General features: G+C 72.9%; 26 protein-coding genes and 1 pseudogene. 13 read left to right on the top strand and 14 right to left on the bottom strand.

The genetic code is table 11. From position 1 onward, the window contains the following. Positions 1-98 precede the first annotated feature (98 nt). From OG627_RS03360 to OG627_RS03350, 3 genes are all read right to left on the bottom strand, one after another. The gene (locus OG627_RS03360; RefSeq protein ID WP_329061237.1) at positions 99-671 is read right to left on the bottom strand and encodes a hypothetical protein; all 573 of its coding nucleotides are present in this window, start codon (positions 669-671) and stop codon (positions 99-101) included. A gap of 177 nt (positions 672-848) precedes the next feature. Next, complete coding sequence (locus OG627_RS03355; RefSeq protein WP_329061235.1) at positions 849-1,613, bottom strand: bestrophin-like domain; 765 nt, start codon at positions 1,611-1,613, stop codon at positions 849-851. A 111-nt stretch (positions 1,614-1,724) separates the two neighbouring features. After that, positions 1,725-2,123 (bottom strand): hypothetical protein, encoded by a 399-nt coding sequence (locus OG627_RS03350; protein ID WP_329061233.1) that lies wholly within the window; start codon positions 2,121-2,123, stop codon positions 1,725-1,727. Between the two features lie 321 nt (positions 2,124-2,444). On the opposite strand from OG627_RS03350, the gene OG627_RS03345 reads away from it, so the two are divergent. The 3 genes from OG627_RS03345 (at position 2,445) to OG627_RS03335 (ending at position 6,601) form a co-directional block, all read left to right on the top strand. After that, positions 2,445-3,419 (top strand): SCO0930 family lipoprotein, encoded by a 975-nt coding sequence (locus tag OG627_RS03345; protein WP_329061231.1) that lies wholly within the window; start codon positions 2,445-2,447, stop codon positions 3,417-3,419. 207 nt (positions 3,420-3,626) lie between these two features. Beyond that, complete coding sequence (locus OG627_RS03340) at positions 3,627-4,436, top strand: SAM-dependent methyltransferase (RefSeq protein ID WP_329072318.1); 810 nt, start codon at positions 3,627-3,629, stop codon at positions 4,434-4,436. Further along, a complete protein-coding gene (locus OG627_RS03335) occupies positions 4,436-6,601 on the top strand; it encodes a putative bifunctional diguanylate cyclase/phosphodiesterase (protein ID WP_329072316.1) in 2,166 nt (721 codons plus the stop codon). Before OG627_RS03340 ends, OG627_RS03335 begins: the two co-directional genes overlap by 1 nt. Here OG627_RS03335 and OG627_RS03330 read toward each other — a convergent pair whose 3' ends face one another. Next, positions 6,602-7,540 carry a LysR family transcriptional regulator gene (locus OG627_RS03330; protein WP_329061229.1) on the bottom strand — a complete coding sequence of 313 codons (939 nt, stop codon included), beginning with the start codon at positions 7,538-7,540 and terminating at the stop codon, positions 6,602-6,604. It abuts the gene before it with no gap. A gap of 94 nt (positions 7,541-7,634) precedes the next feature. Between OG627_RS03330 and OG627_RS03325 the strand changes: the two genes are divergently transcribed. Genes OG627_RS03325 through OG627_RS03315 form a run of 3 tightly spaced genes read left to right on the top strand, consistent with a single transcriptional unit; the run spans position 7,635 to position 11,078 of the window. Then, entirely contained in the window at positions 7,635-8,375 is a 741-nt protein-coding gene (locus OG627_RS03325; RefSeq protein ID WP_329061228.1) for a succinate dehydrogenase, read from the top strand. Between the two features lies 1 nt (position 8,376). After that, positions 8,377-10,335: a fumarate reductase/succinate dehydrogenase flavoprotein subunit gene (locus tag OG627_RS03320; protein ID WP_329061226.1), complete on the top strand. Its 1,959-nt coding sequence runs from the start codon at positions 8,377-8,379 to the stop codon at positions 10,333-10,335. After that, on the top strand, positions 10,332-11,078 hold the full coding sequence (locus OG627_RS03315) for a succinate dehydrogenase/fumarate reductase iron-sulfur subunit (RefSeq protein ID WP_329061224.1): 747 nt from the start codon (positions 10,332-10,334) through the stop codon (positions 11,076-11,078). The genes OG627_RS03320 and OG627_RS03315 overlap by 4 nt, the downstream gene beginning before the upstream one ends. A 6-nt stretch (positions 11,079-11,084) precedes the next feature. Here OG627_RS03315 and OG627_RS03310 read toward each other — a convergent pair whose 3' ends face one another. Together OG627_RS03310 and OG627_RS03305 are read right to left on the bottom strand one after the other, a co-directional pair. Then, a complete protein-coding gene (locus OG627_RS03310; protein WP_329061222.1) occupies positions 11,085-12,101 on the bottom strand; it encodes an LLM class flavin-dependent oxidoreductase in 1,017 nt (338 codons plus the stop codon). Positions 12,102-12,175: 74 nt separating this feature from the next. Beyond that, positions 12,176-12,391 carry a dodecin gene (locus OG627_RS03305; RefSeq protein WP_114626422.1) on the bottom strand — a complete coding sequence of 72 codons (216 nt, stop codon included), beginning with the start codon at positions 12,389-12,391 and terminating at the stop codon, positions 12,176-12,178. Positions 12,392-12,752: 361 nt separating this feature from the next. Here OG627_RS03305 and OG627_RS03300 point away from each other — a divergent pair, with 361 nt between their 5' ends. The 3 genes from OG627_RS03300 (at position 12,753) to OG627_RS03290 (ending at position 15,890) form a co-directional block, all read left to right on the top strand. Then, positions 12,753-14,003, top strand: coding sequence for an extracellular solute-binding protein (locus OG627_RS03300; protein WP_329061217.1), 1,251 nt, complete (start codon positions 12,753-12,755; stop codon positions 14,001-14,003). A gap of 151 nt (positions 14,004-14,154) precedes the next feature. Next, positions 14,155-14,958, top strand: coding sequence for a GNAT family N-acetyltransferase (locus OG627_RS03295; RefSeq protein WP_329061215.1), 804 nt, complete (start codon positions 14,155-14,157; stop codon positions 14,956-14,958). Next, positions 14,955-15,890 (top strand): lysophospholipid acyltransferase family protein, encoded by a 936-nt coding sequence (locus OG627_RS03290; RefSeq protein ID WP_329061213.1) that lies wholly within the window; start codon positions 14,955-14,957, stop codon positions 15,888-15,890. Before OG627_RS03295 ends, OG627_RS03290 begins: the two co-directional genes overlap by 4 nt. Here OG627_RS03290 and egtD read toward each other — a convergent pair. From egtD to egtA, 4 genes are read right to left on the bottom strand one after another with little or no spacing between them, the layout of a single operon-like run. Further along, entirely contained in the window at positions 15,785-16,747 is a 963-nt protein-coding gene (gene egtD, locus OG627_RS03285; RefSeq protein WP_329061211.1) for an L-histidine N(alpha)-methyltransferase, read from the bottom strand. The genes OG627_RS03290 and egtD overlap by 106 nt on opposite strands. After that, positions 16,744-17,502 carry an ergothioneine biosynthesis protein EgtC gene (egtC, locus tag OG627_RS03280; RefSeq protein ID WP_329061209.1) on the bottom strand — a complete coding sequence of 253 codons (759 nt, stop codon included), beginning with the start codon at positions 17,500-17,502 and terminating at the stop codon, positions 16,744-16,746. Before egtC ends, egtD begins: the two co-directional genes overlap by 4 nt. Next, a complete protein-coding gene (egtB, locus tag OG627_RS03275; RefSeq protein WP_329061207.1) occupies positions 17,502-18,869 on the bottom strand; it encodes an ergothioneine biosynthesis protein EgtB in 1,368 nt (455 codons plus the stop codon). The genes egtC and egtB overlap by 1 nt, the downstream gene beginning before the upstream one ends. Further along, positions 18,866-20,140, bottom strand: a complete 1,275-nt coding sequence (gene egtA / locus OG627_RS03270; protein WP_329061205.1) for an ergothioneine biosynthesis glutamate--cysteine ligase EgtA — start codon at positions 20,138-20,140, stop codon at positions 18,866-18,868. Before egtA ends, egtB begins: the two co-directional genes overlap by 4 nt. Positions 20,141-20,316: 176 nt before the next feature. Between egtA and OG627_RS03265 the strand changes: the two genes are divergently transcribed. Then, complete coding sequence (locus OG627_RS03265) at positions 20,317-21,162, top strand: TIGR02452 family protein (protein WP_329061203.1); 846 nt, start codon at positions 20,317-20,319, stop codon at positions 21,160-21,162. A gap of 52 nt (positions 21,163-21,214) precedes the next feature. Here the strand turns inward: OG627_RS03265 and OG627_RS03260 are convergent, their stop codons facing one another. Further along, positions 21,215-21,706 (bottom strand): type II toxin-antitoxin system PemK/MazF family toxin, encoded by a 492-nt coding sequence (locus OG627_RS03260; protein WP_329061201.1) that lies wholly within the window; start codon positions 21,704-21,706, stop codon positions 21,215-21,217. 102 nt (positions 21,707-21,808) lie between these two features. On the opposite strand from OG627_RS03260, the gene OG627_RS03255 reads away from it, so the two are divergent. Then, positions 21,809-22,078 (top strand): hypothetical protein, encoded by a 270-nt coding sequence (locus tag OG627_RS03255; RefSeq protein ID WP_329061199.1) that lies wholly within the window; start codon positions 21,809-21,811, stop codon positions 22,076-22,078. A 93-nt stretch (positions 22,079-22,171) separates the two neighbouring features. Here the strand turns inward: OG627_RS03255 and trxA are convergent, their stop codons facing one another. Then, positions 22,172-22,570, bottom strand: coding sequence for a thioredoxin (trxA, locus tag OG627_RS03250; RefSeq protein WP_329061197.1), 399 nt, complete (start codon positions 22,568-22,570; stop codon positions 22,172-22,174). Between the two features lie 139 nt (positions 22,571-22,709). On the opposite strand from trxA, the gene OG627_RS03245 reads away from it, so the two are divergent. Further along, on the top strand, positions 22,710-24,149 hold the full coding sequence (locus tag OG627_RS03245) for a dihydrolipoyl dehydrogenase family protein (RefSeq protein ID WP_329061195.1): 1,440 nt from the start codon (positions 22,710-22,712) through the stop codon (positions 24,147-24,149). Here OG627_RS03245 and OG627_RS03240 read toward each other — a convergent pair. Both OG627_RS03240 and OG627_RS03235 read right to left on the bottom strand, forming a co-directional pair. Further along, positions 24,106-24,762 (bottom strand): annotated as a pseudogene (locus tag OG627_RS03240) (MFS transporter); the annotation flags it as partial. The gene OG627_RS03245 and the pseudogene OG627_RS03240 sit on opposite strands and share 44 nt — an antisense overlap. Before the next feature lie 130 nt (positions 24,763-24,892). Next, on the bottom strand, positions 24,893-25,471 hold the full coding sequence (locus OG627_RS03235) for a DinB family protein (RefSeq protein WP_329061193.1): 579 nt from the start codon (positions 25,469-25,471) through the stop codon (positions 24,893-24,895). A gap of 148 nt (positions 25,472-25,619) precedes the next feature. On the opposite strand from OG627_RS03235, the gene OG627_RS03230 reads away from it, so the two are divergent. After that, entirely contained in the window at positions 25,620-26,633 is a 1,014-nt protein-coding gene (locus tag OG627_RS03230; RefSeq protein WP_329061192.1) for a helix-turn-helix transcriptional regulator, read from the top strand. Positions 26,634-26,701: the final 68 nt, after the last annotated feature.

Here is a 26,701-nt window from a genome sequence, read left to right as displayed (position 1 = left end):
CGGACGCCTGTCGCCCCGAGTCCTGGCGGAGGACTCGGGGCGACAGGCGTCCGTGCGCGTGCGGTGCCGCTTCGTGCGGTGGCCGGGGTACGTGACGGTCAGTGGCCGCGGCCGTCCGCCCGTCGCCGCACCACATGGGCCGTGCCGAGGGCGGCTGCCGCGACCAGCCCCGCCCCCGCGGCGAGTTCGCCGGTGCTCACGCCGACGCTGCCGCCCAGACCGCCCCTGACCCCGCTGGGCACGACCGTGGAGGTCGACCTCGCGGTCGGGGTGGCGGGGACGGCCGCCGCACGGGTCGGAGTACGGGTCGGTGTGGCGGTCGGGGCCCGGGTGGCGCCCGAGACCTTGAGGTCGGTCCGGCCCATGACCCCGTTGCAGGTGAAGGTCACCTGGTAGGCCGCGCCCGGCTTGGCGTCCCAGTCGACCGTGGCGAGGGCGGTGCGGCCGGCCGGGATGTTGACGGTGTCGAAGACCCCGGAGGACGCGGTGGCGGTCGAGGCGCAGTTGGTGACGCCCAGGGTCACCCGGCCCCCGGGCGCGACCGTGGCGGGGCTGACGGTGAAGCCGAACGGAGCGGTGCCTCCGTCGACCGCCGCCGTCGCGGTGGGCGCGGCCAGAGCGAGTGCGGCCACCGCTAGCAGAGCGGCGGACGGGGCGCATATCGCGCGCATGGTGAATCCTCCGGGTCCCCGAGGAGCAGCTGCGGAACCGTTTTCCACACAAGCCGGTACATGCGCCTCGATGCCGGAAACGCTAGGAGCGCCTTATCACAGCCGCGATCGCTGACGGTCGAATGGGGCACGGGTGTCCCCCGGTCGGCGGACCCCCGTGCCCCGTCGCTCATCCGCTCAGGAGCCGATGTGCGGGAACAGGTCGAGGAAGGGCCTCGTGCTCGCGCCGATCCCCCGGCCGTAGGGCGCGTCGAAGTCCCAGATGAGGAAGAGCAGGAAGGAGATCAGCACGCTGAACAGGCCCGCCAGCAGCAGCTCGCGGAAGGTGCGGCGGATCTGGAGCACGAAGATCAGCCCCACGGTGACCACCGCGCCGATGATCAGGCCGAACCAGACGACCCCCGGCATGGTGGCCCGCGCGTTCGCCCCGCGGGCGCCCCTGGCGTCGTCGGCGGCGGCCACCTGGTCGACCAGCGGCTGATACGCCTGTCCTTCGAGGTCGGTGCGGGGCACGAACTGGGTGACGTCCGTGCGGATCCGGTCGAACAGCTCGGTGCCCCGGGTGCTCAGCGCCGCGTGCTCGGACAGGTGCGGCCACTCCGTGCGGACGACGTACGAGACATACGCGTCCACGTCGTCCCGGATCCTCTCCCGGGTCTCGGCGGGGTAGACCTGGACCCGCTGGGTGATCTCGTGCAGGGCCTGGGCCTCCTGGCGCACGGAGTCCTGGGCCGCGCTGCGGCCCTCCCAGACCCCGGCGATCGCGAGCCCCAGCACGATGGCGTAGATCACGCCGATCATCATCGTCATGTAGTCCATGACGTCCGGGGTCCCGCTGGTGTCGTCGTCGGCGCCGACATGACGGCTGCTGTAGACGACGATGGTGAGGACGACCGCGCAGGCGGCGGCCATCGCGATGCTCAGTACGAGCCATTCCGACATGGTGTCTCCGTGGATCAGCGGGAACGGGGGCGCAGCACGGCGACGGCGAGCACCGCCGGGGCCGTGAGCAGGAGCATCATCAGGACCGGAGAGGTGTGATTCCGCGGCTGTTCACGCGTCGCCTTGCGGTAGACGGGCACGGCGACCGAGGACGGGGTGGGTGCCGCCGACGGGGTGGGCGACGGCGTCGGCGAGGGCCGCGCCGGGACCTTCGTGGCGGGCGGCGGCGCCGGCGCCTGGACGGGCACGGGCGCGGGGGGCGGTGTCGCGCGCGGCGGCCGGGGCGTCGGCCGGGCGGCCGGCGGCGGTGGCGGCTTCGGCACCACGACCGGCGGCGGTGGCGCGGGCGGCGTGGGCCGCGGTGGCGGGCTCGGCGGCGGAGGTGTCGGTGGCGGCGGTGGTGTCGGGGGAGGCGGCGGAGGTGTGGGCGGTGGCGGGGGTTTCGGCGGTTCGGGCGGCGGGGGAGGCGTCGGGGCCGGCGAGCAGTGTCCGCCGCCCGCCGACGCCCATGCGGAACCTCCCGCCCCGCCGGAGGCATAGGCGCAGCTGTCCGCGGCGGCGGGCGCGGCCGACAGAGATATGAGTGCGGCGACTGCGAGGAGCCGTCCGACGAGCGATCCGTACACGGGCGGGAGCTTGTTCCTCTTTCGGCCTCGGCACGCCGGAAGTCGTTCGGATTCCCCCAAATAGGGGGTATTTGGCGAGGGGTTCGTGAGGTCGCGCAAGATTTTTTCGGCCGCGTTGAACGCGGAGCCACCCCTGCCGCGTACTTAAGGCCAGGAAGCAGCGCAGATCGGCGCAGCAACTGGCTTACTGACAACAGGAGTTGACATGAACACCTGGCGGAACGCCTCGCTCGCGGTGACCGCGGCGGCCGTACTGGCCCTGACGACGGCGTGCGGTCAGGACCAGGGCACCAACACCAACGGGCAGTCCGTCGGGGCGGCCAAGCCGGCCGATGCCGGATACGGCTCCGGCAGTGACTACGGATCGGACGCGGGTACGGCGAACACCGCCGCCGCCAAGCCGGCCGGACAGCTCACCGTCGCCACCAACGCGAAGCTCGGCAAGGTTCTCACCGACGGCGAGGGATTCACCCTCTACCGCTTCGACAAGGACACCGCCAGCCCGCCGAAGTCCAACTGCGAGGGAGACTGCGAGAAGGCGTGGCCGGTGGTCACCGCCGACAACGCCAAGGCCGCGGCCGGTACGGACGCCCAGCTGCTCGGTGAGGTCACCCGCGCCGACGGGACGAAGCAGCTCACCGTCGACGGCTGGCCGATGTACCGCTACGCCAAGGACACCGCCGCCGGTGACGCCAACGGCGAGGGCGTGGGCGGCACCTGGTTCGCCTCCGCCCCCGACGGCAAGAAGGCCGCCGCCGCCGGCGGCGGAGCCGCGGGCAGCGACACCGCGGGCGGCGGGACCGCCCCGGCCGACCTCAAGGGTCTGTCGGTGCGCAAGGACGCCAAGCTCGGCGACATCGTGGTGGACGCGAAGGGCATGACGGTCTACCGGTTCACCAAGGACTCCGCCTGGCCGATGAAGACGGCCTGCACCGGCGAGTGCCTCGACAAGTGGCCGGTTGTCGCCCCTGTCGACAAGAACGACTCCGACGCGGCCATTCTCAAGAAGGGCTTCGTGACCTTCGACCGGCCCGACGGAATCAAGCAGCAGACCATCGACTGCTGGCCGATCTACACCTTCGCCGACGACAAGAAGCCGGGCGACACCAATGGCCAGGGCGTAGGAGGCACCTGGTACGCGGTTTCCCCGGATTCCAAGCTGGTCGGGGCGTCCGAGTAGTCCCCACGCCGACCGCCCCGGCCTGCCGGGCCGCTGTCGCACCTCCGGGTGCGCCGGCGGCCCGGTTGTACTTTCACCGGCGTGTGACCAAGAACGGATCGCTAATTTCCGTTTGGGCTCGCTCTCTTGGCGGTCGATCAGTAGCCTCGGCTCGAACAACCGGCCATGTACATGGCCGTGTCCCGTGGCGACTTGTTGGAGATCTCGATGGAGCGTCCCGCCTGGGCCCCGCAGGGCATCGACATATCGATGCCGAGCGTTTCCCGCATTTATGACTACTATCTGGGCGGTTCGCACAATTTCGAAGTGGACAGGGAAGCGGCTCGCAAGGCCATGGGGTTCATGCCCGGCCTTCCGACGATCATGAAGGCGAACCGCGCGTTCATGCGCCGCGCGGTGCAATTCGCCCTGGATGAAGGCGTTACCCAGTTCCTGGACATCGGTTCCGGCATTCCGACCTTCGGCAGTGTCCACGAAGTCGCGCAGCGCGCGAACCCGGACGCCAAGGTGGTGTACGTCGACCACGACCCGGTCGCCGTCGCCCACAGCCGGGCGGTCCTGGCGGACAACCCCAACGCCACCGTGCTCAACGCCGATCTGCGCGATCCGGCCTCGATCCTCAAGAGCCCCGAGCTGGCCCTGCTCGACCTGGACCGGCCCGTGGCGCTGCTGCTGGTCTTCGTCCTGCACTTCCTGGAGGACGCGGACGATCCGTACCGCGCGGTGGCCGAGCTGCGGGACACGCTCGCCCCCGGCAGCCTGCTCGTCCTCACCCATGCCTCGTACCACGGCGTCCCGGTCTCCGAGGAGGAGGCGGGCGGCGCGGTCGCCGTCTACAAGGACATCCGCAACCCGCTGGTGATGCGCAACCGCGAGCAGACGAACCGATTCTTCGACGGCTTCGAGCCGGTCGAGCCCGGCCTGGTGTCCATGCCGCACTGGCGCCCCGACTGCCCCGCCGAGGGGGAGGACCCGTACGCGTTCTCCGGCTTCGCCGGCGTGGGACGCAAGGCGTGATGGTGCCGGAGGCGACGGGCCCGGAGGCGGACCCCGACGGCCTGGAGGACAGACTCAGGCGTTTCGCGACGATCTGGAGCCGGGCGATCTTCCCGGCGACCGCCACGTCCTTGACGCGCCCCGAATTCGAAACACTGCTCCTGCCGCTGGCACGGACGTTGCAGGAGGCGCTGCACGCGTACCCCTTCGACACCACACCGGCCGCCCGCGTGGGCACCGCCCTGATCGCGGGACACTGCACCGACCCCGAGGCCCTCGGCCGCACCCTCGGCGTCATCGACTCGTATCTGGTCCTGTACTGCGGTACGGACGAACTCACCACCGAGGACAACCGGGCCCGCTGCGCCCGCCTCCAGCACGCCCTGGCCGCCGGCTACGCCCAGGCGCTGCGCGAGCGCACCCTCGCCGAGCAGGAGGCGATCGCCCGCTCCGCGCTCGCCGCGCGCAGCGACGCCGAGGACGCCCTGCACGCCACCCAGGCCCGCTTCCACGCGGTGTTCGAGGGCGCGGCCATCGGCATCGGCATCGCCGACCTGGACGGCAACGTGCTGGAGGTCAACGACACCCTCACCCAGATGTTCGGCGGACTCGAACACCATGTCCGCAGCCGCAACGTGAGCGAGTGGGTCCACCCCGAGGACGCCCCCCACGTCTGGCGCATGTACGGCGAGCTGGTACGCGGCGAGCGCGAGCACTTCCAGGTCGAGAAGGCGTTCTACCGCAACGACGGCACCGTGCTCTGGACCAACCTCACGCTCTCGCTCCTGCGGGACGCCGAGGGCGCTCCGCAGTACCAGCTGGCGCTGATGGAGGACACCACCGAGCGGCGGCTGCTGCATCTGCGGCTGCGCTACGAGGCCACCCACGACGCCCTGACCGGGCTGCCGAACCGGACGCTGTTCTTCGAACGCCTGGAGAAGACGCTCGCCGCCGGCGGCGACGCGCGCTTCGGCCTGTGCTACCTCGACCTCGACGGCTTCAAGGCAATCAACGACAGCCTCGGCCACTCCTCGGGAGACCGGCTGCTGGTCGAGGTCGCCGACCGGCTCCAGAGCTGCGCCACCGCCTCCGGCGAGATGGTGGCCAGGATCGGCGGCGACGAGTTCGTGGCGCTGACCACCGGGCCCGACACCTGTGGCGGCGTCTCCGAGCTGGCCTCCCGGATCCTGGGCGTCCTCGCCTCGCCGGTCCGCATCGAAGGCCGGGAGTTCACCGTCCGGGGCAGCATCGGCATCGTGGAGGGTCCGGCCGCCGGACGCAGCCCCGCCGAGGTGCTGCGCAGCGCGGACATCACCATGTACCGGGCCAAGGCGGCGGGCGGCAACCGCTTCGAGCTGGCCGACCCGGAGGCCGACGCCCGCGCCATCACCCGGCACGGACTGACCACGGCGCTCCCGGCGGCCCTGGAGCGCGGCGAGTTCTTCATCGAGTACCAGCCGCTGGTACGGCTCGACGACGGTACGGTGCACGGCGCCGAGGCGCTGGTGCGCTGGTCCCACCCGCAGCACGGCGTCCTCGGCCCCGACCGGTTCATCCCGCTCGCGGAACACACCGGACTGATCGTCCCGCTCGGCCGCTGGGTGCTCGAACAGTCCGTACGGCAGGCCCGGTTCTGGCAGCAGCAGCTGCCCGAGGGAGCCCTCGGGGTGCCGCTGCGCGTCAATGTGAACCTGTCGCCCGCCCAGCTCCACCACCCCGGCCTGGTCACCGACACCGTCGAGGTGCTGGAGCGGATCGGCCTGCCGCCGGGCGGCCTGTGTCTGGAGGTCACCGAGTCGGCGCTGATCGGCGCGGACGAGGACCTGCTCAAGCCGCTGCGCCAACTCGCCGAGATGGGCGTGGACATAGCGCTGGACGACTTCGGCACCGGCTACTCCAACCTCGCCAATCTGCGTCGGCTGCCGGTGAGCGTGCTCAAGCTGGACCGTTCCTTCACGCAGGGCATGCAGCAGCATCCGGCCGATCCGGTCGATCTGAAGATCGTCGAGGGGATCGTCTCGCTCGCGCACAGCCTTGAGCTGGCCGTGACGGTCGAGGGCGTGGAGACCGGTGCGCAGGCCGACCATCTGCGCCGGCTCGGCTGCGACACCGCGCAGGGCTGGTACTACGCCCGGCCGGGCCCGCCCGAGCGGCTGCACACCCTGCTGCTGGCGGACGCGGTCTGATCAGCGGCCCTTCGGGGCCCCGCCCTTCGGCGCCCGGACCGCCGTCGCGGCGGTCCGGGCGGCGTTCTGCGTGGACAGCAGGACCTTCTGCAGCTCCCGGGCCGCGCGCGGTGGGGCGACGTCGTTGCGGTGGGCGAGGGCGATCGTCCGGCTCAGTCCCGGGCCGGCCAGCGCGGTGACGCGCAGATCGGGGGTGCGCGCCGCGACCATGCTCGGTACGACCGCGAGGCCGAGACCGGCCCGTACGAAGCCGAGGACGGCGTCCATCTCGCCGCCCTCCACGGTGAAGGACGGTTCGAAGCCCTCGGCCCGGCAGGCGGCCACGGTCAGCTCCCGCAGGTCGTAGCCGTGCCGGAACATCACCAGCGGCCGGCCCGCCAGATCGGCGACGGCGAACGGGTGCCGGGGCGCCGGGGCGGTGACCGAGGAGACCACGACCAGATCCTCGTGGAGCAGCTCGACCGTGGCCAGCGCGGGGGAGCCGGCGGGCAGCGGCATCACCACCAGCGCCAGATCGAGCGCCCCGCGCGCCAGCTCCCTGACCAGGTCGTGCGAGCCGCTCTCCTCGATCAGCAGCTCGATGCCCGGGTGCAGATCGTGGAAGGCCCGCAGCACCTCGGGCAGCAGCCCGGTGCACAGGCTCGGCGGCGCCCCCAGCCTGACCCGGCCGCGCCGCAGCTGGACCAGCTCCTGCACCTCGACCCGGGCCGTCTCCGTGTCGGCGAGGATGCGCCGGGCGAGCGGGAGCAGCGCCTCGCCCGCGTCGGTGAGCGAGACGTTGCCCCGGGCGCGGCTCAGCAGCTCGGCGCCCAGTTCCTTCTCCAGCGCCCGGATCTGCTGGGAGAGCGAGGGCTGCGAGACATGGACCCGCTCGGCGGCGCGGGTGAAGTGCCGGGTCTCGGCGACGGCCACGAAGTACAGGAGCTGCTGGAACTGCATACCGCCGAGGATAGCCCCACGATAGGCACAGGCTATGGAGATCAGCCGGACCATGTCTTGGACCTCTCGGCCGCGGCGGCCTAGCGTGCTGCACATGGCTCTGGCAACGCGGACGGACCGGAAACAGCGGACGGACCGAAAACAGACGGACCGGCGACCGTCCCTGGTCCGCACCCTCTGGGCATCCACGATCGGGAAGAAGACGGTCATGGCCGTCAGCGGCCTGATCATGCTCGGCTATCTGGTCGCGCACATGTTCGGCAATCTCAAGATCTTCTTCGGCGCCACGGAATTCAACGGCTACGCGCACTGGCTGCGGACCATGGGCGAGCCGATCCTGCACCACGAATGGGCGCTGTGGATCGTCCGGCTGGTCCTGGTCGCCGCCGTCGTCCTGCACGCGGTCTGCGCCTACCAGCTGAGCCGCCGCGACCTCGCCGCCCGCCCGACCGGGTACGCGCACAAGCGCCGCCGCGCCAGTTACGCCACCCGCACCATGCGCTGGGGCGGTGTCATCCTCGCCCTGTTCATCGTCTGGCACATCCTCGACCTGACGACCGGCACCGTGCACTCCGGCGGCTTCCAGCCGGGCCACCCGTACCAGAACGTCATCGACACCTTCTCCACCTGGTACGGCAACGCCGTCTACCTGCTCGCGATGCTCGCCCTCGGCCTCCACGTCCGGCACGGCTTCTGGAGCGCCGCCCAGACCCTCGGCGTCGGCAGCGCCACCCGCGAGCGCGTCCTGAAGGCCACGGCCAATCTGCTGGCGCTGGTGCTGACCGCGGGCTTCATCGCCGTACCCGTCGCCGTCATGACCGGAGTGGTGAGCTGACATGAACGAACCCACCCGCTACACCGAATACACCACCGGCGAGCCCATCGCCGACACCAGGGCGCCGGACGGACCCGTCGCCGAACGCTGGAACCGGCGCCGCTTCGAGGCGAAACTCGTCAACCCCGCCAACCGCCGCAAACACACCGTCATCGTCGTCGGTACGGGACTGGCCGGCGGCGCCGCCGGCGCCACCCTCGCCGAACAGGGCTACCACGTCGTCCAGTTCTGCTACCAGGACTCCCCGCGCCGCGCCCACTCCATCGCCGCCCAGGGCGGGATCAACGCCGCCAAGAACTACCGCAACGACGGCGACTCCATCCAGCGCCTCTTCTACGACACCGTCAAGGGCGGCGACTTCCGCGCCCGCGAGTCCAATGTGCACCGCCTCGCCGAGGTCTCCGTCGAGATCATCGACCAGTGCGTCGCCCAGGGCGTGCCCTTCGCCCGCGAGTACGGCGGCCTGCTCGACACCCGTTCCTTCGGCGGTGTCCAGGTCTCCCGCACCTTCTACGCGCGCGGCCAGACAGGCCAGCAACTGCTCCTCGGCGCCTACCAGGCGCTGTCCCGGCAGATCGCCGCCGGCGCCGTCGAGATGCACGCCCGCACCGAGATGCTCGACCTGCTCGTCATCGACGGCCGGGCGCGCGGCATCGTCGCCCGCGACCTGATCACCGGCGAGATCACCCCCTACATCGCCGACGCGGTCGTCCTCGCCTCCGGCGGTTACGGCAATGTCTTCTACCTCTCCACCAACGCGAAGAACAGCAACGCCACCGCCGTCTGGCGGGCCCACCGGCGCGGCGCCCACTTCGCCAACCCCTGCTTCACCCAGATCCACCCCACCTGCATCCCGCGCTCCGGCGAGCACCAGTCCAAGCTGACGCTGATGAGCGAGTCCCTGCGCAACGACGGCCGGATCTGGGTGCCGGCCGCGCCCGGCGACCAGCGGCCGCCGGGCGAGATCCCCGAGGACGAACGCGACTACTACCTGGAGCGGATCTACCCGGCCTTCGGCAATCTCGTCCCGCGCGACATCGCCTCACGGGCCGCGAAGAACGTCTGCGACCAGGGGCGCGGCGTCGGCCCCGGCGGACAGGGCGTCTACCTCGACTTCGCCGACGCCATCGCCCGGCTCGGCCGCGCGGCGGTCGAGGAGAAGTACGGCAACCTCTTCGAGATGTACGAGCGGATCACCGCCGAGAACCCGTACGAGGTCCCGATGCGGATCTATCCGGCGATCCACTACACGATGGGGGGACTGTGGGTCGACTACGACCTCCAGACCACCGTCCCCGGGCTCTTCGCCATCGGCGAGGCCAACTTCTCCGACCACGGGGCCAACCGGCTCGGCGCCTCCGCCCTCATGCAGGGCCTGGCCGACGGCTACTTCGTCCTGCCGTCCACCATCAACGACTATCTCGCCCGCCATCCGCACCACGACACCGTCGACACCTCCCACCCCGCCGTCACGGAGACCCTCGCGGACACCGAGGACCGGCTGCGGCTGCTGCTCGCCGTGGACGGCGACCGCACGCCCGACTCGTTCCACAAGGAGATCGGCGAACTCCTCTGGGAACACTGCGGCATGGCCCGCACCGAGGCCGGTCTGCGCAAGGCGCTCGACCGCATCCCGCAGATCCGCGAGGAGTTCTGGCGCCGGATCAAGGTGCCGGGCACCGGCGAGCAGTTCAACCAGTCGCTGGAGAAGGCCAACCGCCTGGTCGACTACCTCGAACTGGCCGAGCTGATGTGTCTCGACGCCCTGCACCGCGCCGAGTCCTGCGGCGGCCACTTCCGCGAGGAGTCCCAGACCGGGGGCGGCGAGGCCGAGCGGCGCGACGAGGAGTTCTCGTACGCGGCCGCCTGGGAGTTCAGTGGCACCGGCACCCCGCCCGTCCTGCACAAGGAAGACCTCGTCTTCGAGTACGTCCACCCCACCCAGCGGAGCTACGCATGAGGCTCACCCTGCGCGTCTGGCGCCAGCCCGGCGCCGACGCACCCGGCGCCATGGTCACCTACGGCATCGACGGCATCTCCGAGGACATGTCCTTCCTGGAGATGCTCGACACCCTCAACGAGGAGCTGATCCTCAAGGGCGACGAGCCGGTCGCCTTCGACCACGACTGCCGGGAGGGCATCTGCGGCGCCTGCGGCGTCGTCATCAACGGCGACGCCCACGGCCCCGAGCGCACCACCACCTGCCAGCTCCACATGCGGCACTTCGCCGACGGCGACACCATCGACGTCGAACCCTGGCGCGCCGGGGCCTTCCCCGTGGTCAAGGACCTCGTGGTGGACCGCTCCGCCTTCGACCGCATCATCGGCTCCGGCGGCTACATCACCGCGCCCACCGGCGCCGCCCCCGAGGCGCACGCCACCCCGGTGCCCAAACCCGACGCCGACTTCGCCTTCGAACACGCCGAGTGCATCGGCTGCGGCGCCTGCGTGGCGGCCTGCCCCAACGGCTCGGCGATGCTCTTCACCTCGGCCAAGGTCAACCACCTCAACGTGCTGCCGCAGGGCGCGCCGGAGCGCGAGACCCGGGTGCTGGACATGGTCGCGACCATGGACGACGAGGGCTTCGGCGGCTGCACGCTGGCGGGGGAGTGCGCCACGGCCTGCCCGAAGGGGATTCCGCTGCCGTCGATCGCCGCGATGAACAAGGAGTGGCTGCGGGCGGCGCGCAAGGCGCCGCGGTAGAGGCCGTCACCGCGTCCCGGCCCCGGGCACGAGGAGGGCGGCCAGCCGTCGGTACGAGTCGAGCAGCGCTTCGCGGTCGTACGTGCTCGTCGTGACCAGGAACTCGTCCGCGCCGGTGCGCGCCAGCAGCTTCTCCAGGCCCGCAGCGACCTCGTCCGCCGTGCCGTACAGCCGGCCGCGCGCCGCCTCCTCGAACAGGGCGCGCTCGCGCTCCGTCATGACGGTCTCCCGCACCGTCGCGACGGACGCGAGCGGCGGGAAGTCGCCGCGCGTGCGGGAGTACGCGGTGGCCCACGCCTCCGGCAGCAACAGGGCGCGCGCCTCCTCGGTGGTGGCCGCGACCGCGACCGTACCGGAGACGACGACATGCGGCCGCTCGCCCCAGCCGGACGGGCGGAAGGCCGCGCGGTACTCCTCGATCGCCCGCAGCATCGCGTCCTCGCCCCGCACCGGCGCGACCACCAGCGGCAGCCCGGCCCCGGCCGCGACACGCGCGCCCTTCCCGGTGGCGAGGACGAACGCGGGCACGCGCAGTCCCTCGGCGGGGCGGGCGTGCACCCGGGGGTGCGCGCCCTGGTCCCCGGTGAAGTAGCCGAGCAGCTCGGCGAGCTGTCCGGCGAAGTCGTCGGCGTCCCGCTTGTCCCGGCCCAGCGCCGCCCGTATGCCGTCGGTGAATCCCACGGAACGCCCGAGCCCCATGTCGATCCGGCCCGGGAACAGCGACTCCAGCACCCCGAACTGCTCGGCGACCACGAGGGGTTGGTGATTGGGCAGCATGACCCCGCCGGTGCCGACCCGGATCGTCGAGGTCGCGGCGGCGACGGCCGCCGCCAGCACCGTGGGCGCGGAGCCGGCGATTCCTGGCACGCCGTGGTGCTCGGCGACCCAGAAGCGGTGATAGCCGAGCGCCTCGATCCGCCGGGCCAGGTCCACGGTGTCGCGCAGCGCTCGCGGGCCGTTCCCGCCCTCGCGGACATGGGAGCGGTCGAGTACGGAGAAGGGGACGGTCGACAGAGGGCTCACGGAGTGTTCAACAACGCGACGGCGCGAGGATTCCCCGGGGCCGACGCGTTGTCGAACGCTCCGTGCCCCCGCGTTCAGACCTCGTCGTCCAGCCGGAAGCCGACCTTCAGCCCCACCTGGTAGTGCTCGATGTCGCCGTCCACGATCTGGCCGCGTACCTCGGTCACCTGGAACCAGTCCAGACCGCGCAGGGTCCTGGCCGCGCGGCCGACGCCGTTGCGGATGGCGTCGTCGACGCCCTCGTGGGAGGTGCCGACGATCTCGGTGACCCGGTAGGTGTGCTGGGACATGGGGCCTCTCCTCTGTGTCTGCCCTCGGCGTCCCCGTCATCGGCCGCGTCTGCGTCATCGACGTGTCCGCCGCGGCGGGGACGCGGTGTCACTCCACCGTGCCCCACGGCGCGGCGCTCCGCGAGATGTGCGCCGCCGGGGCGGCCGCCGACGGTACGTCGTGGTCAGAGGTGTGCCGCGCCCGTTCGGGCAGCCGCCGGGCGTGTCGCTGCCCGCGGGGGGCCGCCTGCGGGGCTTGACCAGCCCTTTGGTACGTACCAAAATCCCCAACACCCGTGCGAATTCTTTTCGTGTCCCCCACGTCGGGCTCTCTTTTCGTGCCATCACGCTCTCGTGCCACCACGCAAGAAGGTTGACCTACGTGAAGAACCGCTGTCTTGTCTGCTCCGTGGCCCTGGTCTCCTCCCTCTCGCTCGGAGGCTGCGGCATGCTGCCGGGCACCGGGTCCGATTCCCCGACGGTCACCGTCTGGCTGATGAAGGACAGCGTCTCCGACGACTTCCTCCAGCGCTTCGTCGGCGAGTACGAGAAGGAGAACCCGTCCGTCGAACTGGACGTGAAGATCCAGGAGTGGACCGGCATCGGTGAGAAGGTGCTGTCCGCGCTGGAGAGCGACGACGCCCCCGACGTCATCGAGGTCGGCAACACCCAGGTCGCGCAGTACGCGCAGAGCCGCAATCTGCGCGATCTCACCCTGGAGTCGGTACGGGACCTGGGCGGCGAGGACTGGCTGCCCGGTCTCGCCCAGCCGGGCAGCATCGGCGGCGCGCAGTTCGGCATTCCCTGGTACGCGGCCAACCGGGTCGTCATCTACAACAAGGACCTCTTCGCGCAGGCCGGGATCGAGGAGCCGCCCAAGACCCGCGCGCGCTGGCTGACCGACACCGCCGAGCTCAACACCGGCGCGAACCAGGGCATCTACCTCGCCGGCCAGGACTGGTACACCCTGGCCGGTTTCATCTGGGACGAGGGCGGCGAACTGGCCGTCGAGTCCGGCGCTCAGTTCCAGGGGGCCGTCGACTCGCCCGCCGCCCTCAAGGGCATGGCCTTCTACAAGGACCTCCAGGCGCTGGGCAAGGGCCCGAAGGACTCCGATGAGGCGACACCGCCGCAGGCGGAGGTCTTCGCCAAGGGCGATGTCGCGCAGATCATCGCCACCCCCAGCGCCGCCAGGATCATCGAGGAGAAGAACCCCGCGCTCAAGGGCGTCCTCGGCTTCTTCCCCGTCCCGGGCAAGACCGCGGCCAAGCCGGGAACCGTGTTCACCGGCGGGTCCGATCTGATCGTGCCGCAGAACGCCAGCCACCGTTCCGCCGCCGTCGACGTGGTCAAGGCGCTGGCGGGCGAGAAGTGGCAGACCGAACTGGCCAGAACCATGAGCTACGTGCCCAACAAGACGACCCTGGCCGGGGTGATCGAGGGCGACGAGAGCACCGCCGCGATGGCGGTCGGCGCCGCGCGGGGGCGGGCCACCCCGAACTCGCCGCAGTGGGCGAACGTCGAGTCCGACAACCCGATCAAGCCCTACATGACGGCCGTCCTCCAGGGCCGGGATCCCAAGGAGGCCGCGAAGACGGCCTCCGACGCCATCACCACGGCCCTGGAGGACTGACCGGCACTTCGGGGATTCAGCCGTCCCACATCCGCACTCCGCCGTCCGGTCACGTCGAATCCAGCCGGTCACGGAAGAAACGAGGTGCCGGGCCGTCGCGTGAGCGGCGGACCCCGGCGCCCGCCTCTCCCCACCGGCACAGGAGTCCGCCATGACCGCCGTCGCCCCCGCCCCGCTCCCCGTCCCCGCGCCCTCCCCGCTGCCGTCCGGCCCGGCCGGCGCCGGGCCGCGCTACGCCGTCTCCCTCGCCCGCACCGAGGAGGACGTACGGGCCGCGCAGCGCCTGCGCCACCTCGTCTTCGCCGGCGAGCTGGGCGCCCGCCTCGACGGGCCGGAACCCGGCCTGGACAGCGACGCGTTCGACGCCCACTGCGACCACCTGCTGGTCCGGGAGGAGCCGAGCGGCGAGGTCGTCGGCACCTACCGGCTGCTGCCGCCCGAGCGTGCCAGGGCCGCCGGACGGATCTACTCCGACAGCGAGTTCGACCTCGCCCGGCTCGCCCCCATCCGGCACGACCTGGTCGAGGTCGGCCGCTCCTGCGTCCACCCGCTGCACCGCACCGGCGCGGTCATCGCGCTGATCTGGGCCGGACTCGCCCGCTACATGACGGCGAGCGGCCACAACTGGCTGGCCGGCTGCTGCTCGGTGCCGCTCGCGGACGGCGGCGCGCTCGCCGCCGCCACCTGGAACACCGTGAAGGACAAGCACCTCGCGCCCGAGGAGTACTGGGTCACCCCGCACCGGCTCTGGACCCCCGCCCCGGGCGCGGCCACCGCGGCGCCCGCCGAACTGCCCGCGCTGCTGCGCGGCTACCTGCGCCTCGGCGCCTGGGTGTGCGGGGCGCCCGCGCACGACCCGGAGTTCGGCGTCGCCGACCTGTACGTCCTGCTCTCGATGCGCCGGACCAACCCCCGCTATCTGCGCCACTTCCTCTCGCTCGCCCCCTCCGCGTGAGCACCTGGCCGCCCACCGCGCCCTGCACCCCCGGCGACTGCGCCACCCGCCACGGCCCCCCGGCCGGCCCGGCGACCGCCGCCGGCCGGCTGGTGGCGGGGTGCGCGCTGGTGCTGGCCGGGGCGCTGCTGACACCGCTGCTCGCCCCGCTGGGCGCGGCGGTACGGGACCGGCTGACCCGGCGCTGGTGCCGTACGGTGCTGCGGGCCTTCGGCCTGCGGGTCGACGTGCGGGGCGCCGAGACGGCGCGGCCCGCGCGCGGAACCGGCGTACTGGTCGTCGCCAACCACATCTCCTGGCTGGACATACCGCTGCTGGCAGCCGTGTTCCCCGCCCGGATGCTGGCCAAGAGCGAGATCGGGCGCTGGCCCGTCCTCGGCGCGCTGGCCGCCAGGGGCGGCACGCTGTTCGTGGAGCGCGACCGGCCGCGGGCGCTGCCCGGCACCGTACGGACCCTGGCCGCCGCGCTCACCGCGGGCTCGCGGGTGGCCGCCTTCCCCGAGGGGTGCACCTGGTGCGGCCGGGACCAGGGCCGCTTCACCCGGGCCGTCTTCCAGGCGGCGCTGGACGCGGGCGCCGCCGTCAGGCCCGTACGGATCACCTACCGCGCCGCGCGCGGAACGCCGTCCGGCGCACCGGCGTACGTCGGCGACGACACCCTCCTGGCGTCCCTGTGGCGGGTGGTGACGGCCGGTGGGCTCACGGCCGAGATCACGGTCCTGCCGCTGATCCCCGCCGGACGCCACACCGACCGCCGCGCCCTGGCCGCGGCGGCCCGGTCAGCCGTGACCGGGGGCGCCGCCGAACGGTGGGACCCCGTTCCCGGTCAGACCGCCGTGGCCAGCGACAGCGCGAACCGCTCCGCTCCGTCCGTCCACCAGTGCCTCAACTCCATTCCCGCACCGGCCAGTTCATCCCGTACCCGGTCCTGACGGAACTTCGCCGACACCTCCGTACGCACCTCCTCGCCCGCCTCGAAGTGCACCACCAGATCCAGTTCCGGGATCTTCACGGTCAGGGCCCGGCGCGCCCGCAGCCGCATCTCGATCCACTCCCGCTCCCGGTCCCAGCGCGCCACATGGGTGAAGTCGCCGGGGTCGAAGTCCGCGCCCAACTCCCGGTTGATGACGGTGAGTACGTTCTTGTTGAAGGCCGCGGTCACCCCGGCCGTATCGTCGTACGCCCGGACCAGCACGGATGCGTCCTTGACGAGATCCGTACCGAGCAGCAGCGCGTCCCCGGGCTCCAGCAGCGTCCGGACGAGCGCCAGGAACTCCGCGCGCTCCGGCGGCAGCAGATTGCCGATCGTGCCGCCGAGGAACGCGACCAGCCGGGGGCCCGGGGTGGCGGGCAGGCTCAGCGCATGGGTGAAGTCGGCGATCAGCGCGTGCACCCGCAGTCCGGGCCGCTCGGCGAGCAGCGCCGTCGCTGCGCCGGTCAGCGCGCTCTCGCTCACATCGACCGGCACGTAACTCGCCAGACCGGTCAGCTCGTCCAGCAGGTGCCGGGTCTTGTCGGACGAGCCCGACCCCAGCTCGATCAGGGTGCGCGCCCCGGTCGCCGCCGCGATCTCCGGCGCCCGGTCGATGAGGATCTCCCGCTCGGCGCGGGTCGGATAGTACTCGGGCAGGGTGGTGATCTCGTCGAACAGCTCACTGCCCCGGGCGTCGTAGAACCACTTGGGAGGCAGTGTCTTGGGGCTACGGGTCAGGCCCTGGAGCACATCGGCGCGCAGAGCCGCGTCCGTGGCGTCCTCGGGGAGCGTGCGGGTCAGCTGGAACGGGCTCACGCGGAGGGCTCCTTGAGAGGGGTCAGCAGGACGTCGTCGCGGGTCGCCACCAGCAGGGTGCGGTCCGGGACCTCGCGCCAGCGGGGGTCGTCGTCGTACGGCTCCGAGGCCACCGCCACCGACCGGTGGCCGGGATCGGCGAGATACCACAGGGAGTCGCCCCACGCGGTCGCCGCGATCCGGGCGCCGTCGGTGACCAGCAGATTGAGCCGGGAGGCGGGGGCCTCCCGCGCCACATCGGTCACGGTGTCGGTCAGCGCCTGCCCCAGCTCGTCGCCGGCCCGCAGCCGGTGCAGCAGCAGCGCCCACACCAGCGCGGAGTCGCTGCGGGCCGCCAGGGCGAGCAGCTCCTCGGCGGGCAGGGCCGCGGCCGGGGCCGCGAGCGAGCCCGGCCAGCCGCCCACCGAGCCGTTGTGGCTGAACAGCCACGGCCCGGCGGCGAACGGCGCGGCGGCCGCCTCCCCGTCGGCGCCCGGCAGGGTCGCGTCCCGTACCGCCGCGAGCAGTGTGCCGCTGCGGACCACCCGCGCCAGATCGGTCAGCCCGACATCGGCCCAGATGGGACCGGCGCGCCGGTAGCGGGCCGGCACCGGATCACCCTCGGCGTACCAGCCCACCCCGAACCCGTCGGCGTTGACCGTCCCGTGCCGTTGCCGGCGAGGCGCCCAGGACTGCCGGTACAGCCCGTGCGGAGGCTCGAAGATCAGCTCGCCGAGCGCCACCGGCGGCCCCGTATAAGCGAAGTGACGGCACATCAGGCACCCTCGCCGGGCAGGGCGGCGCGCGCGGTGCGGAACCCGGAGAAGATCTGGCGGCGCACCGGCAGGTCCCAGTTGCGGAACGTGCCCCGGCAGGCCACCTCGCCCACCGCGAACGAGCCGCCCCGCAGCACCTTGTGCGCGCTGCCGAAGAAGACCTCCGAGTACTCGCGGTACGGGAACGCCACGAACCCCGGATAGGGCAGGAAGTCGCTCGACGTCCACTCCCAGACGTCCCCGATCAGCTGCCGCACCCCGAGCGGGGACGCCCCCAGCGGATAGCTGCCCGCCGGGGCCGGCCGCAGATGGCGCTGGCCGAGGTTGGCGTGGTCCGCGGTGGCCTCCTCGTCGCCCCACGGATGGCGCAGCGACCGGCCGGAGACGGGATCGTGCCGGGCGGCCTTCTCCCACTCCTCCTCGGTCGGCAGCCGCCGCCCCGCCCAGCGGGCGTACGCGTCGGCCTCGTACCAGCTCACATGCAGCACCGGCTCGTCCGCCGGGACCGGCTCCACCGTGCCGAAGCGGCGGCGCAGCCACTGACCGCCCTCGCGCCGCCAGAACAGCGGCGCGCCGATGGAGTGCTCGCGGATCTGCGCCCAGCCCTCCGGGGCCCACCAGCGCTCGTCCGTGTAGCCGCCGTCCTCGATGAAGCCCTGGTAGGCGCCGTTGGTCACCGGAACGGTGTCGATACGGAACGCGGGCACCAGCCGCTGGTGCGCCGGGCGTTCGTTGTCCAGCGCCCACGGTTCCGCGGAGGTGCCCATGGTGAACGGACCGGCCGGCACGAGCACCTCGTCCGGCAGCCCCGCCGTGTCCCCGGCGGGCGGCGGGGGCGCGGTCAGCGCGGTGGGCCCCCGGCGCAGCTGGTGGGTGATGAGCATCGTCTCGTCGTGCTGCTGCTCGTGCTGGGCGATCATCCCGAACGCGAACCCGGCGTCCAGCAGCGGCCCGCCGCGCAGCGGGGAGCGCTCGATGACGTCGAGCACCCGCCCCCGTACGTCGGCGGCGTAGGCGCGCGCCTCGGCGGGCGGCAGCAGCGGCAGCGTGGGCCGTGCCGCACGCGGATGCTCGAACGCGTCGTAGACGGAGTCGATCTCGGGGCGTAGCGCGTCACGTCCCGCGACGGCCCGCAGCAGCCACTGCTCCTCCTGGTTGCCGATGTGCGCCAGGTCCCAGACCAGCGGCGACATCAGCGGCGAGTGCTGCGCCGTCAGGTCGTGGTCGTCCACGCAGGAGGTCAGCAGGGCCGTGCGGTCCCGGGCGGCCGTCAGCGTGGTGACGGCGCGCTGGCGCAGCAGCTCGGTGGAGAGGTCGACCGCCTCGGCGGATCCGGCGTGGCCGGTGGTGTCGGCGATGTCGGTCATGGGCGCAGGTCCTTCCCGGTCACGGGGATACGCTGATCATCCGCCGGGCAGCGGCCCGGCACCACGTAGCGCTCGGTGAACGCGGCGACCGCCTCCTGGACGGCGGGGGTCGCCCCGATGCGGGGGAGCGCCTCCCTGGCCGCGGCGAAAGCGGCGATCGCCGCGCTGTGCAGCTCCGGGTCCGCCAGCCCGTACCGCGCGGCGTTGACCCACAGCGGATTGTGCGGAGCGGGCAGCGCGCCCGCCGTCTCGGCGAGCGGCTTGACGGCGCGGTAGACCGTCTCGGACGCCTCCGGATCGTCGAACAGCGCGGTGGTGACCGCGAGCGGCACCATCCAGCCGTCCTCGCCCGGCTGGGCGTCGATCATCCGCAGCTCCAGATGGCCGCGCGGCCGTACCGGCGGGAAGAGCGTCGTCAGGTGGTAGTCGAGATCGGCGCGGAGCGGCGGACGCGGCACGCCCGACCGTATCCACTCCCGGAAGGTCAGCCCCTCCGGAACGGCCCAGGGCCCCCGCGGCGCCCGGACGCACATCACCGGCGCGTCCAGGGCGTGCGCGGCCCAGCCCGCGCGCGGCTCGTGGCGCGGGGCGGGCGCCCCCGTACGGGCCGGGTCCAGCTCGGACCACAGTGCCTGCCGGGTGGAGCGCCAGCCGGTCGGGGCGCCCTCCCGCACCGAGGAGTTCGCGAACGCGGCGACCAGCACGGCGCCCAGCAGATGGGCGAGCTGCCAGCGTCTCGCGTAACCGAGCGGCCCCGGCTCCTCGTGGCCCGCGTCCAGACACACCTGGATGGACGCGGTGGTGCGCATCATGGCGCGCCCGGCCGGACCGATCCGGTCGAGATAGGTCTCCATGGCGTCGTAGCGCGGCTCGCGCAGCATGCGGTCCGGAGAGTGCCAGGGGTCCTGTCCGATGCCCGCGAGCGCGAGTCCCGCCGCGCGGAGCACGGGCCGTACCGTGTCCAGGTCCGCGGCGGTGGTGGTGACGCACTCCATCAGTGATCCGGCGGGGGCCGAGCTGAGTTCCAGCTGACCGCCGGGTTCGAAGGTGAGTGCGGAGTTCAGGCGCAGGGTACGCAGCGTGCCGAACGCCTCGGTGAGGCGGCGGGCCGGTACCGCGCTCTCGGGGGAGCGCAGATCGTGTACGAGCCATTCCAGTTCCACTCCCACGGTGCGGGGCGGGCCTGTTTTGAAACAGATGCCGTGCAGCAGATCCTCGGCGTCGCTCTCGCCGAGAGGTGGTCCCTCGTCGGTGCAGTCATCGGATGGCATGGGCCGGATCCTCCTGTCGAAGACCATGACCGGACTCCGCCCCCGGGCAGGGGGAGCGGAGCGCTTCGTCCAACCTAAAGCCACTCTCGCCGCTTCGCACAAGAGTGCCCCCATGGTCACTGTTCCGTCAGAAATCCGGTTGCCCCGGGGGAGATCGTTCACTCAGGATTCGCCTTATGAGCGCACGGCTGCGGGGGATCGCCAAGGAAACCGAGGAGATCGTCCGAACGGGGGGATACCGGGCGGCCGACGGCCGCGACGTCGACCTTCGCGCGGCCCTGGACGCGGCGGTGGCGGGCACGCGGATGTACGGTCCCGGACCCGTCGCGGTGCCTGGTCGGGACCGGGGTACGCACCCCCGGGCGGCGCCCGCCGAGGCCACCGTCGAGGTGACCGGTGAGTCCAGCCTCGCCGCCGCCCGGCGGCTGACGCGGGAGCGCCCCGGCGCGGTGGCCGTCCTCAACTTCGCCTCGGCGCGCAACCCCGGCGGCGGCTACCTCAACGGCGCGCAGGCGCAGGAGGAGGCGCTCTGCCGGGGCTCCGCCCTGTACACCACCCTGCTGCGCGCGCCCGAGTTCTACGCGTACCACCGCGCCGACCGCGGCCCGTTCTACAGCGACCGGGTGATCCACTCGCCCGGGGTCCCGGTCTTCCGCGACGACCGGGGCCGGCTGCTCGACACGCCGTACGAGGCCGGCTTCCTCACCGCCGCCGCGCCCAACGCGGGCGTGATCGCGCGGCGCGCCCCCGACGAGGTGCCGCTGATCGCCGCCGCGCTCGCCGCCCGCGCGGAACGGGTGCTGGAGACGGCGGCGGAGCGCGGCTACCGGCGGCTGGTGCTCGGCGCCTGGGGGTGCGGGGTCTTCCGCAACGACCCGGCGACGGTCGCCGAGTCGTTCGCGACGCTCCTGACCGGCGGCGGCCGGTTCGCCGACCGCTTCGACGAGGCCGTCTTCGCGGTCCTGGACCGTACGGCGGACGCGGCCACCCTGGGGGCGTTCCGGCGGGTGCTGAAGCGCTGACGGCCCGGTCCGCCCGCCGCCGCGCGCCGGGCCGTCGGCCGGGTGCGGGCGGTCAGCTCCAGCCGTAGCGCTCCCGCAGCCGGTTCACCACCAGATTGAACCGTCCCCGGTCCAGGGCACACGCCTCGCGCCGCATGCCCGCGTCGTGCAGACGCAGCACCCGGTCGATGTCCACCCAGGACTCGCGGCCCTCCCGGTCCCACGGCCCGACGCCGATCGGCACCCACTCGCGGTCCGTGTCGTGGCGCTTGCTGGAGAGCTGTACGGCGAGCACCGTACCGGCCGTCTCCCGGGCGACCACCAGCACCGGCCGGTCCTTGCCACGCCCGTCGTTCTCCTCGAACGGCACCCAGGTCCAGACGATCTCGCCGGGGTCGGGGTCGCCGTCGTGCTCCGGGGCGTACGAGGTACGGACGCGGCCCACGTCGCGCGGGTCGGCCTCGGTGGTCGCGCTCGGGCCCCGGCGGCCGGGGAAGTCGGTCTCATGGTCACGGTCGCTGTCGCGGCTGCCGTTGCCGTTGCCGGCAGAGGAAAGGAAGGTCATCCGCAAGAGGGTAGATCCCGCACGTCACGGCGGGGTTGGCGGGGCGCGTTCCGCCGGCCGCCGCGACATGCGGGGGCGGTGGCCGGTGGCTAGCGTCGAGGCATGACTACCGTTCCGCGGCGCTTCGAGATCCTGCTGGTCGCCGGTTTCACCGACTCCGACGAGACCCCGCCCACCTCCGCGCACGCCCTGCGCTCCGCCGTGGTGGAGGCGACGGGCGAGACGGGGGAGTCCGGCTATCCGCGCTACGCGGGCAACGGGATGGAGGCGGACATCGACCCCGGGACCCGCACGGTCGAAGCGCTGCTGGTCGACGGCGCGGAGATCGACTACGGCCTCTCGGTCCGTGTCGTCGCCGCGCCGGTCACCTGATCCTCGTCGGCCGATCCGCGTCAGCCGGTCTTCGTCAGCCCGTCCGCATCCGCCGGTCCGTATGTATCCGCCGGTCCGCGCCCTCGGCCGCGCTCAGCCGGAGCCCTCGGCGCCCTCGCCCGCCTGGTTCTTCGCCTCGGCCTCCGCCACCGACTTGCGCACCTCGTCCATGTCGAGCGCGCGCGCCTGGCCGATCACGTCCTCCAGGGCCGTCTCCGGCAGCGCGCCGGGCTGGGCGAACACCGCGACGTTGTCCCGCACGATCATCAGCGTCGGGATGGAACGGATGTCGAACGCGGCGGCCAGCTCCTGCTGCGCCTCCGTGTCCACCTTCGCGAAGACCAGATCGTCGTGCCGCTCCGACGCCTTCTCGTAGACCGGGGCGAACTGGCGGCAGGGACCGCACCAGGAAGCCCAGAAGTCGATCAGGATGAAGTCGTTCTCCGACACCGTCCGGTCGAAGTTCTCCTTGGTGAGTTCCACCGTTGCCATGGTCCGCTACCTCTTCCTGCTCTTCGGGTGAACCGCCTGCGACAACGGCCGTCGCCGCCGGCGTATTCCTGACTCGGTCGACTGGCCCCTGCCCGAAGATCGTGTGGCCATGCCGGGGACCGCCCAGCAGACTGACCCCATGACAGTAGTGACGGAAACCCTTGAGTACGACGTCGTGGTGCTGGGTGCGGGACCGGTCGGTGAGAACGTGGCCGACCGGGTCAGGGCGGCCGGTCTGAGCGTGGCCGTCGTGGAGAGCGAACTGATCGGCGGCGAGTGCTCGTACTGGGCCTGCATGCCCAGCAAGGCCCTGCTGCGCCCGGCGATCGCCCGCGCCGAGGCCCGCCGGGTGCCGGGGCTGAGCGGGTCCGTACAAGGACCGCTCGACACACCGGCCGTACTCGCCCACCGCGACGCGTTCACCTCGCACTGGAAGGACGACGGCCAGGTCGCCTGGCTGGACGGCATCGGCGCCGCGATCCACCGCGGACACGGGCGGCTGGACGGGCCGAAGCGCGTCACCGTCACCGGCCCCGACGGCGAACGGCTGGTGCTGACCGCCCGGCACGCCGTCGCCGTGTGCACCGGCAGCCGCGCCGTACTGCCCGATCTCCCGGGGCTCGCCGACGCCGCGCCGTGGACCAGCCGCGAGGCGACCAGCGCCCAGCGGGTGCCCGCCCGGCTCGTCGTGGTCGGCGGCGGAGTGGTCGGCGTGGAGATGGCCACGGCGTGGCGGGCCCTGGGAGCCGAGGTCACCCTGCTGGTGCGCGGCGAGGGCCTGCTCCCCCGGATGGAGCCCTTCGCCGGTGAACTGGTCGCCCAGGCGCTGACCGAGGCGGGCGCCACCGTCCGTACGGGCGTCTCCGTCAGCGCCGTCGAGCGCGACGGCTCCACCGGGCCCGTCACCGTCACCTTCGCGGACGGCGAGCGCGTCGAGGCCGACGAGGTGCTCTTCGCCACCGGCCGCGCCCCGCGCACGGACGACCTCGGCCTCGACTCCGTCGGGCTGGAGCCGGGCTCCTGGCTCACGGTCGACGACAGCTGCCGGGTCGAGGGCAGCGACTGGCTCTACGCGGTCGGCGACGTCAACCACCGCGCCCTCCTCACCCACCAGGGCAAGTACCAGGCACGGGTGGCGGGCGCCTCCATCGCCGCCAGGTCCCAGGGCGTCAAGGCGCTCGGCTCGGCCCCCTGGACCGCCCACGCGGCGACCGCCGACCACCGGGCCGTCACCCAAGTCGTCTTCACCGACCCGGAGATCGCCTCGGTCGGCCTCACCCTCGCCGAGGCCGAGTCGGCGGGCCGCCGGGTGCGCGCGGTCGACTACGACCTCGCCGGAGTCGCGGGCGCCGCCCTCTACGCCGACGGCTACCGGGGGCACGCCCGCATGATCGTCGACCTGGACGGCGAAACCCTCCTCGGCGTCACCTTCGCCGGCCCCGCCGTCGGCGAACTGCTCCACTCCGCCACCGTCGCGGTCGTCGGCGAGGTCCCGATCGACCGCCTCTGGCACGCGGTGCCCGCGTACCCGACGATCAGCGAGGTGTGGCTGCGGCTGCTGGAGACGTACCGGGGCTGACGCGTGGGCGCAGCCCCGGGGCGAGGGCGAGGGTCACCGTGAGGGAGAGTGCCGCCAGCACCGCCATCGCCGTCCCGGCCGAGGTGTACTCTGCCACGCCCCCGGCGAGCGCGGCGCCCACGCCCTGCGCGGTGAGCGTCCCGGACGACTGGAGCCCGAGGGCGTGCCCGGTCAGTCCGTCCGGGACCAGCGCCATCAGCCGTTCCTGGAACAGCAGGCTCCCCGCGTAGCCGACGGAGGCGACGGTGACGACGGCCAACGCGGCGGGCGCCGCCGGTCGCAGGGCGAGCAGCGGGTACGGGGCGGCGAGCAGCAGATACAGCGGAACGCCCAGCCTCCCCCGCCACCGCCGGGGGAGGAACCGCCCGGCCACCAGGTCCCCGGCCAGCATGCCGAGCGCGGCGAAGGCGAGGAGCGCCCCCGCGTACCCGGGCCCGTACGGGAGCGCGTACGGGACGTAGAGGGACTCGCAGCCGACGATCAGGCCGTTGGGGATCCACAGGGCGAGGTAGACGTACCGGCGGGGTGCGGACGAGAAGAGCAGCGCGTTGTTCCGCCGGGTCGCGGCCACCGACACCCGCCCGGCGGCGCGCGGCGGGCGGGGCCGCAGTCCGTCTCCGGGCGCGGCGCGGCCGCGGCGGCCGGTCCGCGCCAGGCACGCGGCGGCGGCGGCCGGACCGCCGGGGCGAACGCGGTCGGACGGCGCCCGGCCCGGCCCCCGGCCCCCGGGACCGGCACCGCGCTCAGGTCGCCGTCCCGCCGTCGAGCGTCTCGCGCAGGATGTCCGCGTGTCCGGCGTGCTGGGCGGTCTCCGCGATGACATGCGTCAGCACCCGGCGCACGCTGCGCACCTCTCCCGGCTCGTGCCAGGGCGCCTCCGGCAGCGGGTGCGTCGCCGACAGATCGGGTACGGAGGCGATGATCTCCTCGGTCCTGGCGGCGACCTCCTCGTAGCGCGCGATGATTCCGGCCAGCGTCTCGCCGGGCAGCATCCGGAAGTTGTTCCGGTGGTCGATCGCCCACTGCGGATACTCGGTCGCTGTACCGGCCCTGAAGTCGGCCCAGGTGACGCCCTCGGGCAGGTCGTAGTTCAGCGCCGACGGGCCGTCGACGGCGAAGCGCAGCCAGCCCTCCTCGATGGACGCGACATGCTTGACCAGCCCGCCCAGGCTGAGCGCGCTGACCGTCGGGTGCTCGCCGCCCTGCTCGTCGCTGATCCCGCCGACGGTCCTGGTCAGGGCGGACCGCGCCGCCGCGAGCGCGGCGAGCAGGTCGGTCCGCTCGGCGTCGAGGGTGGCGCGGGGAGTGGTCGGGGTGGTCATGGTGATCAGGGCCTTCCGGTCGTTCTCGTTCTCCGGCGCGAGGTCTCTGGCGCCCGGTCCGGCTCGTCGTCCCGCAGGAGCGGCCAGGAACCACAGTCGCAGGAGAAGCGGTCAGGATGTGGCCTCTTCTCGCGGCAGTATGGGAGTCATGCCGAAGACCTCCGCGCGACTGCTCTCGCTGCTCTCGCTGCTCCAGGCACGCCGCGACTGGCCCGGCGCGCTGCTGGCCGAGCGGCTGGACATCAGCCCGCGTACCGTGCGCCGCGACATCGACCGGCTGCGCGAACTGGGGTACCCGGTCGTGGCCGCCAAAGGCCCCGACGGCGGGTACCGGCTCGACGCCGGCACGGAGCTGCCCCCGCTGCTCTTCGACGACGAGCAGGCCGTCGCCCTCGCCGTCGCCCTGCGGATCGCCGCCACCACCGGTGCGGACATCGGGGAAGCGGCGGCCCGCGCGCTGAACACCGTCCGGCAGGTCATGCCCGCCCGGCTGCGCCGCCGTATCGACACCGTGCGGGTCACCGCCGTCGAGCAGCCGGACACCCGGTCGAATCCACAGGTGGACAGCGGGGTGCTGATGGCGCTCAACGCCGCCGTCCACGCCCGCGAGGAGCTGCGTTTCGACTACCCTCCCGCGTTCCCGCCGGGGGCCGCCCCCGGCGTCGCGGAACTTCCCTGGCGCCGGGTCCAGCCCCACCACCTCGTCACCCGGGGCGGCCGGTGGTACCTCGTCGCCTGGGACCTCGACCGCGCGGACTGGCGCACCTTCCGCGCGGACCGCATCACCCCGCGCACCCCCACCGGGCCCCGCTTCACCCCGCGCGAAGTGCCCGGCGGCGACGTGGCGGCCTTCGTCGCCGGCCGCTTCAGGGGCTCGGACGGTCCGGGCGACTGGCCCTGCCGGGGCGAGGTGATCCTCGACCTGCCCGCCGCCGTCGTGTCCCGCTACACCGACGGCGAGGTCATCGGGGAACTCGGCCCGAACCGCTGCCGGCTCGTCCTGGGCTCCTGGTCCTGGCCCGCCCTGGCCGCGGCCATCGGCGGCTTCCACACCGGCATCGAGGTCGTCGGCCCGGCCGAACTCAAGGACGCCTTCGCGGACCTGGCCCACCGCTACGCCCGCGCCGCGACCGGCGAGCCGCTCCCGCAGCGCGAGGGCTGAGGGGGCGGACGCGAGCGCGGACGCGGGCGCGAACGCGCGCGAAGGACCGGGCCGGATCTTGCTGCCGC

This window comes from Streptomyces sp. NBC_01429, from assembly GCF_036231945.1.
GTDB lineage: Bacteria > Actinomycetota > Actinomycetes > Streptomycetales > Streptomycetaceae > Streptomyces.
The sequence above is the reverse complement of the archived record's forward strand: the minus strand, read 5'-3'. Positions and strand labels throughout refer to the sequence as shown.

Excerpts from the sequence above, each read along its gene's own strand:
- OG627_RS03360 (WP_329061237.1), bottom strand. The coding sequence starts at position 671 with ATGCGCGCGATATGCGCCCCGTCCGCCGCTCTGCTAGCGGTGGCCGCA.
- OG627_RS03355 (WP_329061235.1), bottom strand. The coding sequence starts at position 1,613 with ATGTCGGAATGGCTCGTACTGAGCATCGCGATGGCCGCCGCCTGCGCG.
- OG627_RS03350 (WP_329061233.1), bottom strand. The coding sequence starts at position 2,123 with ATGGGCGTCGGCGGGCGGCGGACACTGCTCGCCGGCCCCGACGCCTCC.
- OG627_RS03345 (WP_329061231.1), top strand. The coding sequence starts at position 2,445 with ATGAACACCTGGCGGAACGCCTCGCTCGCGGTGACCGCGGCGGCCGTA.
- OG627_RS03340 (WP_329072318.1), top strand. The coding sequence starts at position 3,627 with ATGGAGCGTCCCGCCTGGGCCCCGCAGGGCATCGACATATCGATGCCG.
- OG627_RS03335 (WP_329072316.1), top strand. The coding sequence starts at position 4,436 with ATGGTGCCGGAGGCGACGGGCCCGGAGGCGGACCCCGACGGCCTGGAG.
- OG627_RS03330 (WP_329061229.1), bottom strand. The coding sequence starts at position 7,540 with ATGCAGTTCCAGCAGCTCCTGTACTTCGTGGCCGTCGCCGAGACCCGG.
- OG627_RS03325 (WP_329061228.1), top strand. The coding sequence starts at position 7,635 with ATGGCTCTGGCAACGCGGACGGACCGGAAACAGCGGACGGACCGAAAA.
- OG627_RS03320 (WP_329061226.1), top strand. The coding sequence starts at position 8,377 with ATGAACGAACCCACCCGCTACACCGAATACACCACCGGCGAGCCCATC.
- OG627_RS03315 (WP_329061224.1), top strand. The coding sequence starts at position 10,332 with ATGAGGCTCACCCTGCGCGTCTGGCGCCAGCCCGGCGCCGACGCACCC.
- OG627_RS03305 (WP_114626422.1), bottom strand. The coding sequence starts at position 12,391 with ATGTCCCAGCACACCTACCGGGTCACCGAGATCGTCGGCACCTCCCAC.
- OG627_RS03295 (WP_329061215.1), top strand. The coding sequence starts at position 14,155 with ATGACCGCCGTCGCCCCCGCCCCGCTCCCCGTCCCCGCGCCCTCCCCG.
- egtC (WP_329061209.1), bottom strand. The coding sequence starts at position 17,502 with ATGTGCCGTCACTTCGCTTATACGGGGCCGCCGGTGGCGCTCGGCGAG.
- egtB (WP_329061207.1), bottom strand. The coding sequence starts at position 18,869 with ATGACCGACATCGCCGACACCACCGGCCACGCCGGATCCGCCGAGGCG.
- egtA (WP_329061205.1), bottom strand. The coding sequence starts at position 20,140 with ATGCCATCCGATGACTGCACCGACGAGGGACCACCTCTCGGCGAGAGC.
- OG627_RS03265 (WP_329061203.1), top strand. The coding sequence starts at position 20,317 with ATGAGCGCACGGCTGCGGGGGATCGCCAAGGAAACCGAGGAGATCGTC.
- OG627_RS03260 (WP_329061201.1), bottom strand. The coding sequence starts at position 21,706 with ATGACCTTCCTTTCCTCTGCCGGCAACGGCAACGGCAGCCGCGACAGC.
- OG627_RS03255 (WP_329061199.1), top strand. The coding sequence starts at position 21,809 with ATGACTACCGTTCCGCGGCGCTTCGAGATCCTGCTGGTCGCCGGTTTC.
- trxA (WP_329061197.1), bottom strand. The coding sequence starts at position 22,570 with ATGGCAACGGTGGAACTCACCAAGGAGAACTTCGACCGGACGGTGTCG.
- OG627_RS03245 (WP_329061195.1), top strand. The coding sequence starts at position 22,710 with ATGACAGTAGTGACGGAAACCCTTGAGTACGACGTCGTGGTGCTGGGT.
- OG627_RS03235 (WP_329061193.1), bottom strand. The coding sequence starts at position 25,471 with ATGACCACCCCGACCACTCCCCGCGCCACCCTCGACGCCGAGCGGACC.
- OG627_RS03230 (WP_329061192.1), top strand. The coding sequence starts at position 25,620 with ATGCCGAAGACCTCCGCGCGACTGCTCTCGCTGCTCTCGCTGCTCCAG.